Annotated in this window: 9 protein-coding genes; all 9 read left to right on the top strand. The window is 37.6% G+C overall.

The annotated features are described in order from the left end of the window. Positions 1-330 precede the first annotated feature (330 nt). Positions 331-453 carry a hypothetical protein gene (locus AC5KOD_RS05730; RefSeq protein WP_496913575.1) on the top strand — a complete coding sequence of 41 codons (123 nt, stop codon included), beginning with the start codon at positions 331-333 and terminating at the stop codon, positions 451-453. A 38-nt stretch (positions 454-491) separates the two neighbouring features. Next, complete coding sequence (locus AC5KOD_RS05725) at positions 492-1,379, top strand: DUF2397 family protein (protein ID WP_496913579.1); 888 nt, start codon at positions 492-494, stop codon at positions 1,377-1,379. A 44-nt stretch (positions 1,380-1,423) separates the two neighbouring features. After that, entirely contained in the window at positions 1,424-1,720 is a 297-nt protein-coding gene (locus tag AC5KOD_RS05720; protein ID WP_496913578.1) for a DUF2397 family protein, read from the top strand. Beyond that, positions 1,717-2,841, top strand: a complete 1,125-nt coding sequence (locus AC5KOD_RS05715) for a TIGR02678 family protein (protein WP_496913574.1) — start codon at positions 1,717-1,719, stop codon at positions 2,839-2,841. Before AC5KOD_RS05720 ends, AC5KOD_RS05715 begins: the two co-directional genes overlap by 4 nt. After that, on the top strand, positions 2,831-4,279 hold the full coding sequence (locus AC5KOD_RS05710; protein WP_496913573.1) for a hypothetical protein: 1,449 nt from the start codon (positions 2,831-2,833) through the stop codon (positions 4,277-4,279). Before AC5KOD_RS05715 ends, AC5KOD_RS05710 begins: the two co-directional genes overlap by 11 nt. Continuing rightward, positions 4,243-4,815, top strand: a complete 573-nt coding sequence (locus AC5KOD_RS05705) for a hypothetical protein (protein WP_496913572.1) — start codon at positions 4,243-4,245, stop codon at positions 4,813-4,815. The genes AC5KOD_RS05710 and AC5KOD_RS05705 overlap by 37 nt, the downstream gene beginning before the upstream one ends. 103 nt (positions 4,816-4,918) lie before the next feature. Next, the gene (locus AC5KOD_RS05700) at positions 4,919-5,359 is read left to right on the top strand and encodes an SbcC/MukB-like Walker B domain-containing protein (RefSeq protein ID WP_496913571.1); all 441 of its coding nucleotides are present in this window, start codon (positions 4,919-4,921) and stop codon (positions 5,357-5,359) included. Then, positions 5,352-5,924 carry a TIGR02679 domain-containing protein gene (locus tag AC5KOD_RS05695; RefSeq protein ID WP_496913570.1) on the top strand — a complete coding sequence of 191 codons (573 nt, stop codon included), beginning with the start codon at positions 5,352-5,354 and terminating at the stop codon, positions 5,922-5,924. Before AC5KOD_RS05700 ends, AC5KOD_RS05695 begins: the two co-directional genes overlap by 8 nt. Further along, positions 5,918-6,613: a DUF2399 domain-containing protein gene (locus AC5KOD_RS05690; protein WP_496913577.1), complete on the top strand. Its 696-nt coding sequence runs from the start codon at positions 5,918-5,920 to the stop codon at positions 6,611-6,613. The genes AC5KOD_RS05695 and AC5KOD_RS05690 overlap by 7 nt, the downstream gene beginning before the upstream one ends. The last annotated feature ends 306 nt before the right edge of the window (positions 6,614-6,919 follow it).

Below are 6,919 nucleotides of genomic sequence, written 5' to 3'. Positions count from 1 at the left end.
CCTACAAAGCCACTCCTGTCACTTTTATTATGACAGGAAATCGTCTGTAGGTCGATCACTTTTGTTTTCATTCTGTTTGGTGAGGGCGATAGCCCTCATGAGTGTTTGTCTCACCCTCTGCTTCATCTTTTTTATTTCTACAAGTTACGTCTAATCCGTATATGATAGTTAGCTGTTAAATTTTCTGAAAATTAAGACTAAAAAATGATACAATTAATTTAGACATTGTTGTGACGGATTGAATGCTAATGAGGATGGAGGGTAATTATTAGAACATAAAGCTGATCTAACTAGCAATAAACTATTTTATTTTGGAAGGAGGTATTTTATATGGAAAAAATAATGCCAGCTAATTATTTAACGGTAGAAATTTTGAGCGTTATCGACGAATTATGCGATGTTTTTATCGGCGTCATCGTCAAATGCAAGGGTCCTTATATCGACCTGAAGTAGTGGAAATGATGCAACAGGAGATGATTCAGTCCTGATCGATTGAAGAATACCGTAATAAGAATTTTAGGTATCAAATCACTGATTCAGGGGTAATAGTAGAGGAAATGGTCTACCAACTAACTCATGTCAAACAGGTTTCAAGAGGGGCATTGGATGAAGGGAGCTTCCGGCGATTACTGAAATTATTAACAGATTTGGTAAATGAGGTTGAAACACCTGTAGACTTATGGTTGGCTATTCGTTCTGAATTTGGAGAAATTCGTGAAGAAACAGCTATTTATATTCGCTATATAGCAAGTCCAGAAGTGGATAGTCGAATGAAAACTGAGGTATTACTCGTTTATAAAGATAATTTCGTGACTTATTTACGATATTTCATCGTTAGTGTTCAAAAACTTTACTTTCAATTTCAAACGGTGATTAAAAAACTTTTAACAATTAACCAACAGGAGTTAGTTTCAGGGTTGTATCTAAAGGAACAGGAAGTCCCAATGTTTGATGGGATTACTGAATTAGAAGTTGCTGAGCAGGTATCAGGTGAAATGATAGCGCTTCCTGATTGGTTTATCGGCAACGGACAACGTCCGAGTGAATATGATAATTTGATGGAGCAAACCAATCAAATGATTGCTAAAATCACGAACTTAATTTATTATTTTGGACGAGAAATTCGACAGTATCAAAGTCGAAAAAAGGATTATTTACATTTAGCAAAATGGTTTGCACAGATAGATGATTTTACTGAGGCGCGGAAAATGTATGCTGGGATCTTCGGATTAGAGCATTCTCGTCATTTTTATGTGACGGAAGGAACAGCCGCAACCAATAATCGTGAAAATAGTTGGGAACTGACACCAGCTACCTTTTTCTTAATAAGCGAGGACGTGGAGCACGCCAGGAACGAAAGGCTTCAAGCTTTAAAATGAATGTAACTGCACAACTAGCAGAATAAGAAAAGTATCGCCAAAAGATTCTAGCGCAACGTGAGCGGATTGATGGCTATTTTGAAGCTGGGCGATTGGATTTTTCAAAACTTGATAAGCTAGATGTCGTTTCTCGTCAAATGTTTTTAAAATGGATTAGTGGAGCTATTTCGACGCAGGTACCTAATCGACAGGCTGTTGAAAGAAAATTGCAGCAGACTATTATGACCGAATTAAATTTTGAAGTTAAGGTTTACATTGATTTAAGTCAGAGTATTATAGTGGCATGTGACGATGGCCAGCTAACAATGCCTTATGTTGTGATGGAAAGGGTGGGGCGATGAAACCAGAAGAATTTAGTTTGGTAGTAAAGCTTTTAGTTGAAAATTTTTGGATTATTCGTGAAGATCAGCCAGAAAACTATAACTTTTTACGTCGTCATCAGCAGCATATTCAGCGAGAATTTCGCCAACGCTTTGGATTAAATGTCACGATTCGTCCGCAATATATCCAGTTGTTAAAGCGTCCGTTTCGATTAGAAGCTTGGATGGGAAATAATGACTTTACTACACCGATGGATTTTGCTTTATTTTGCTGTGGCATGGCGTTTGTGGAAGAACTAGAAATAGAAGCGCCATTTATGATGGAGGAGCTAGTTCAGAATCTTCAATTAATGGTTCCAGAGGAATTAGTTGCAGATTGGAATAATTATAATCATCGTAAGAGTTTGGTGCGAGCTGTAAAAAAAATGGAGCGATTACGATTGATTGAGAAGATTGAAGGTGAAGTATTAGATTTTGAACAATCAGAACAAAATTTGGAGATTTTGTTTAGTACAACGCCAATGGTACGAGCATTTCTGGCACGAGCTCCACAATCCTATACGCAATATGCGACTTTCGATGAATTTAAGGAAGATTTAGAGGACAGTCGTAGTAGTCTGGAACGGAATCAGATTATTTACCAACGATTATTAATGGTTCCACAGATTAGCCGGACTGCTGATAATGAGGATATTTTTGCATTAATGCGTAATTTCTACCGATTTACTCAGGAGTATGTGGAGAATAATCTGTCGTTTCATTTCGAGTTATATAGAGATTATGCTGCGTTTACATTGGAGCAACGAGATAATTGGCAGGAGTTGTTTCCCAGTCGAAAAGTAGTGGATGAAGTTTTAATGCAATTGACTACGATTTTACGACAAGATGACTTGGCACCGACACCATATGGAGAGGTGTATCTAACAGAAGATCAGTGGGAAAAGCTTGTGAAGGAGTTAAAGGCTAACTATTGTGAGTATTGGTCTAAAGAATTTAATGAGATGTCTTTAAAGCAACTGTCTGATACCTTGTTTACTCGTGGAGCCTCTTGGGGATTATTTAAAAATGTAGAAAGTCAGATTATTATTCAACCAGCTTTTGGTCGTTTGGTGGCGGAAATGAGGAAAGAAAATGATGAATAGATGGATCATTAATCGAGTTGGACTATTGAATTTTTGGTATTATGCAAAAGAAACATTTGAACTAGCAGATGGTCGCATGCTTTTACGAGGAACCAATGGTTCTGGAAAATCATTGACGATGCAAAGCTTGTTTCCTGTTTTATTTGATGGAGACACTAGTGCTTATCGCTTGGACTCTTTTGGCTCAAGAGATCGAAAAATGGAAGATTATTTGTTAGGTGAGAAGGGTGTTTCAGAACGGAATGAGGGAATTGGCTACCTATTCTTGGAAGTTAAACGTGAAGCTCGGGAAGAATATCTAACTGTAGGAATTGGCATGCACGCCAATCGTGGTGGGACGTTAAAAAAATGGTTCTTTGAAATTGAAAATAATCAACGAGTAGATAAAGATTTTGAGCTTTATGAGGAACTTCGTCGTGGAGAATTAACGCCTCTTACGAAAGCAAAATTAAAGAATCGTTTGGAAGGCAGAGGTCGTGTCTTTGAAACTCAAAGAGAGTATAAAATATTTGTTAACCAACGGATTTTTGGATCTGACAATTTAGATCAGTTTGATGAATTGATTACATTGCTTTTGCAATTACGCTCACCTAAATTGTCTAAGGATTTTCGTCCATCTGTGATTTACGGCATTCTACGTAACTCTTTACCAAAGATGAAAGAAGACGAATTGTTGACATTATCGAAAACGATTGAACAGTTAGACCTTCATCGAGAACGATTGGAAGATTTAAGTAATGAAATCAAAGAGTTAGACCACTTTGCTAAAAATTATCATCGTTGGCATGATGAACTAATCTCTCAGGTTGCGGGAAAGTGGAAGCAGCTTTTTAATGAGATGAAACGGTTGGATTTACAAGTAGCCGATCTTAATCAGCAATTGAAGAATAATAACATAGCTTTGGCAGAAAATCGAAAGTCTTATGAAAAAAATGAGCAGCAACTAGAAACATTGGCGGCTACTATTTCACAATTAAGTCAGCATGAAGGCATGGACTTAGTCACTCAAGGATTGGCGCTTAATAAACGATTGAAGCAAACAGTAGATCGTTTAGCTCGCGCCAACGAACAACTGCTAAAAAAACAACAGTTACTGGGAAATCAGCAAGCCGATTTAGGTAAACGAGAACAGTTACAGGAACAACTTTTTAGTGAGTTAGAAGAATTTATTCAAGATAATCAACAGTATCTGACTTATCTAGGCTTTGAAGAATTAGATAGCGCCTATTCTAAAAAATTGCGGGCAACGATTACTCTTGATGAACGCAAGTATTGGCTGCAACAGGTTCGTCAAAAACAGGATCATTTTCGTGAAATTCAGCAATTACTTTTAGAAATGAAACAATTGGAAGGACAGCTGTTAGAATTGGAACGAATTGGTGCACCCTATTTGAAAAAGAATTGCAACGTTCGGGTGTCTCAAGTGATGACCTGTTAAGTGTTGCTAAGGCGCGGGCAAAAGAGCTAAATATTAAAGAGCTAAAAAAATTGGAAGATCGTTTTTCTACTAGTTTTGGTTTCATAGCAGACCAGCTGCAAAGTTATCAACCAAAATTGATGCGTGTCAGTGGCGTGAGTTTGTCGGCAGAAGAAGAGCAAGAGCTAGGTGAATTCGCCTCTTTGAACACTCATAATGAACCGCAGTTTTCTGAAGATGGGCAGCTAACAACGACAACAGATTTATTGGAACATTTGAAAGAACAACGACTGACACTGCGGGAACTACTTAAAAAGGATGATGAACGACTTTTCAAAAAAGTAATTCTAGAATCTGTTGGGAAAGTCTTACGTGTGCGTATTCAACAGGCACAGCAGTGGGTGGCTCAAATGAATGGACTGCTCCAAGAACAAAAAAACTCTTCTGGCCTATCCTTAAGTATCGGTTGGAAAGGCGTTTCGGCTGCTTCTGAACAAGATCTTAGCACGAATCAACTTACAAAAGCCAACAGAACTCTTATCGGAAAAGGATCGTGATGCAGTTTCTCGTCATTTCCAAGAAAAAGTTCGTTTAGCCCAAGAGCAACTACAAAATGAACCTGATGATCAAAACACACTATTTCAAGCGATTGCTAAAGTATTGGATTATCGAGATTGGTTTGAGTTTGAACTGAAGTATAAACGAGTAAATGAAGGCTATCAGTCCCAACCATTAACTGATCGTCGTTTCAATCAATTCTCTGGCGGAGAAAAAGCAATTGCGATGTATTTACCGTTATTTGCAGCGACTTATTCTCGCTACGAAGATGCTGGCGAGCAATGCCCGCGTGTGATTACATTGGATAAAGCCTTTGCGGGAATAGATGACCAAAATATTGCAGAGCTTTTTAAAGCCTGTGAGCAGCTAGGATTCAACTATGTGATGAATTCACAGGCACTTTTTGGTGATTATCCGACTGTCTCTAAACTAGCCATCTATGAGTTATTACGACCTCAGAATGTTAAGTTTGTTACGACTATTCGTTATTATTGGGATGGACATAAAAAACATTTTCTAACGGGAGGTGAGCAGCTTGTCTGATCCAAAAGCTTATTTTAAACAACCAATTTTTAAGCTGCTAGCAAAAGAATTATGGCGGAGGTATTGGTTGAAAGAAGAATTTGGTAGCAGTCTCGGGCTAAGTTTATTCAATAAGACAGATACTGAGCCATTGCGAAGCTTTCTTGGTATTACGACACTTGCTTGGGATCAAAAGAAACGAATTAGCATTGCTGATCTGGAACACGCTTTTGCAGAAAGTATCCTGAAATGGACCTTAACTGATTTTGTCGTTTTTGTTTTGAATCAACCATTAGCGGTAAAAAAGGAACACGAGTTGTTAGAAGAAACAGCGTTGGCGCATTTTAAAAACAAGGTAAGAGCGATTGATTTAAGTTTCATTTCATTACTTACAGATCGACAGCTAAAAGAATGGTGGAAAAAAGAATTATCAGATTTGCTTATTTTTGAACAAGTATCTGCCGCTGTGCGGAGTTTACCTAAAAATGAATTTATAAAATTACCAGTATTTGCTTATAAAATGACAGGATCTCCCCACACTTTTGATGAAACGAAAGAGGGGGGCAGCTACTTTTGCAAATGCTGACAGCCATGTCAAGACAGAGTTCTGAGAGCTTAGTGGAGTTAGAAAGAACCGAACAACGTCACGGTTTACTAAATGAATTTCATTTATTGAAGGATGACATTATGAATTATGCTGCTATTAGAGGTTTGACGGCACTGGATTCGGAAAAAAGTCAAAATCAAATGTGGCGTCAAGCCTGCATGGAAGGAATTAGCTGGAATGTTCCATTAAAAGAAATTTTGCGGATGCCCTTGATACGTCCTTATGTTGGCAGAAAGGTTTTAGTAGTGGAGAACTCTGGTATTTATTCAGTCTTAGTTGAGTTGCTACCAGAAGTCCCCATCGTTTGTTCTAGCGGACAATTTACTTTCGCTGTTTGGCAGTTATTGCGCAAATTAATCAGCTCTGGAACACTCGTCTATTATAGTGGAGACTTGGATCCAGAAGGTCTAGGAATGGCTCAGAAATTGAAGAATGCTTTTGGGGCTCAATTACAATTTCTAGGGATGGAGCCACAACATTTTCAGATAGCTAAAACGAAAGTACCTCTTACTAATAGCCGGTTAAAGAAGCTTAAAAATTTGAAGGATGATCAGTTAATTGCCTTAGGGCGGCTGATTTATGAGGAGAAACAGGTTGCTTATCAAAAGGGAGTTTTGCCTGAATTGATAGTGGCTGTTGAAAGTGAATTTATGGATGCCTCATTTTGACAAGCTTATGAAATGATAATAGAGAGACAAGACGAAAAACTATAAAATGACAATAAATAATGAAAAAGTAGAGTTAATATCTACATTTTAAAGGAAAATTGAGATTCATGCCTCAATTAAAAAGTTTAGTTAATTCATAAGATAGAAGAGAACTAGGTTTGTTTATGGCCTGTGACTAGAGACGGAAGTGGCTGGTGACAAGGTTATCTTATCCAAGGTATTCTTTCTTTTATTAAGTTAGTATCATTAGTGTTGCAAAGATATAAATAATGAAGAATATGAATTTTCTGGTTTTAGTACAGTCTA

The sequence above is a fragment of the Vagococcus sp. WN80Y genome, from assembly GCF_059621045.1.
The sequence above is the reverse complement of the archived record's forward strand: the minus strand, read 5'-3'. Positions and strand labels throughout refer to the sequence as shown.

Excerpts from the sequence above, each read along its gene's own strand:
- AC5KOD_RS05730 (WP_496913575.1), top strand. The coding sequence starts at position 331 with ATGGAAAAAATAATGCCAGCTAATTATTTAACGGTAGAAATTTTGAGC.
- AC5KOD_RS05690 (WP_496913577.1), top strand. The coding sequence starts at position 5,918 with ATGCTGACAGCCATGTCAAGACAGAGTTCTGAGAGCTTAGTGGAGTTA.
- AC5KOD_RS05710 (WP_496913573.1), top strand. The coding sequence starts at position 2,831 with ATGATGAATAGATGGATCATTAATCGAGTTGGACTATTGAATTTTTGG.
- AC5KOD_RS05715 (WP_496913574.1), top strand. The coding sequence starts at position 1,717 with ATGAAACCAGAAGAATTTAGTTTGGTAGTAAAGCTTTTAGTTGAAAAT.